This window comes from Terriglobia bacterium (genome assembly GCA_036496425.1).
Classification (GTDB): Bacteria; Acidobacteriota; Terriglobia; order 20CM-2-55-15; family 20CM-2-55-15; genus 20CM-2-55-15.
The window spans coordinates 1-1,835 of sequence record DASXLG010000087.1; the positions used below are offsets into that span (position 1 = coordinate 1).

General features: G+C 58.8%; 2 protein-coding genes. Both read right to left on the minus strand.

What is annotated here, in order from left to right; genetic code table 11:
- Positions 1 to 294: MBL fold metallo-hydrolase (locus tag VGK48_06440; GenBank protein HEY2380807.1), on the minus strand; the 294-nt coding region annotated here is incomplete at its 3' end.
- 19 nt (positions 295 to 313) lie between these two features.
- Positions 314 to 1,835 (minus strand): GMC family oxidoreductase N-terminal domain-containing protein (locus VGK48_06445; GenBank protein ID HEY2380808.1); only part of this gene is annotated, 1,522 nt, incomplete at its 5' end.

The following is a 1,835-nucleotide window of genomic DNA, read 5'->3' on the forward strand; positions in this document are numbered from 1 at the left end:
GAACGAGCTCTGCATATTGCAGAATATCGGGAACTCGCGCTGGCGATCGTTGCCGATGCACGTGTCGATCATGATCTTTTCATCCCCAGAGCGCAGAACGAAAGCCTGAAACGAAATCTTCATGCGGCCGTCGGGCGTCGCAAAATTCGGAAACAGCCAGTCGTATTGCTTGGCGACCTCCGGCGTCACGCCGGTCAGCAGCACTTCGAAAGGATCCTCGTGCGCGTTCACCTCCACGATGCGGACCACTTCGACGTCGCCGATCTTCCACTTTCTAATGTGCTCCCTGGCCATGGCATTTTCCTCCGAATTCCTAGCGATCTCGCGGCAATGCAAGGGGCGCAAGCGGCGCCCGCTCCAAAATCATATCTGCGGCCTTCTCCGCAACCATTACCACGGGCGCATTCGGATTTCCTCCCATCAGCTTCGGGAAGATCGATGCGTCCACCACCCGCAAACTATCAACGCCCCTTACCTTGAGGTCGGGAGTAACCACGGCGTCGTCGTCAACACCCATGCGGCAGGTTCCGGCCGGATGATATACCGTTGCAGTGGTCTTACGGATATATTCCCGGAACGCGTCGTCACCTTCGACCGTCGGTCCGGGCAGAAACTCCGTCGCTTTGTAAGGGGCAAACGCCGGAGTCGCGAAGATGCGGCGTGCCAGCTTGAGCCCGCGCAGCAGCGGCTCGAAGTCTTCGGTCGCGCTTAGAATATTCGGATCGATAATCGGCGCCGCTCGCGGATCAGGACTCGATAGTGCAATGCGCCCGCGGCTCTTGGGAAACAAGAGCACCACGCTAATAGCGAAGCCGTGTCCAAGCGGCAGCGGGAACGTCGATTGATTCCGCCGTGCCGGCTGAAAAACCACCTGCGTGTCGGGCCGGTCGAGGCCATCCGTGCTCTTCAAAAACGCATTTGACTCGAAGACATTGCTGGAGAATGGCCCTTGGCGCAGCAACAAATATTCGCAAATGTTCCACGCTCCGCGCGGCAACGCCTTTAGCGAAATACCGTAAGAAGTCGAATTCGACGTGACCATCTGCACCGAGGTCGCGACATGATCGTGAAGATTCGCACCCACGCCGGGCAAATGATGAGTTACTGAAATTCCCAGAGCCTGCAGAGCGGCGCCATCCCCGATGCCCGAGAGCATTAGGATTTGAGGCGATCCGATGCTGCCGCCCGACACGATGACCTCGCGGCGCGCGGCGACCCGTCGTGTTTCGCCGCCCTGCTGAAACTCGATGCCGGTCGCACGTCGATTCTCCACGACGACCCGCGTGACCAACGCTTCGGTTAGCACTTTCAGGTTCGGCCTGCTCATCGCCGGTTTCAGGTAGGCTGTCGCTTCGGATTCGCGGTAACCGCCGCGTATCGTCCCTTGGCGCAGTCCATAACCCTCGTTGTCCGGACCGTTGAAATCGTCATTGCGGCGAAATCCCAGCGTCCGCATCGCTTCAAGAAAAGCCGCATTGAGCCGGTTGGGCCGCCTGATGCTTTTCACATTCATCGGCCCGCCTTTGCCGTGATACGGTGAGCCATCAAACGCTTCATTGTTTTCCGAGCGCAGGAAATAGGGGAGCACTTCCGAATAACTCCAGCCTCGGTTTCCGGCCGCGGCCCAATCGTCGTAATCCTTGGGATTGCCCCGCATGTAGACCATGCCGTTAATCGAGCTAGTGCCGCCGATCACGCGCCCGCGCGGAATCGGAACCTTTCGTCCATTCAGATTTTGCTGCGGCACTGTCCAGTAGCCCCAGACGATGCTCGGCTTCACCATTGCGGCCGCAACCAACGCCGGCACGTGGATGAAGGGATGACTGTCCTTGGGT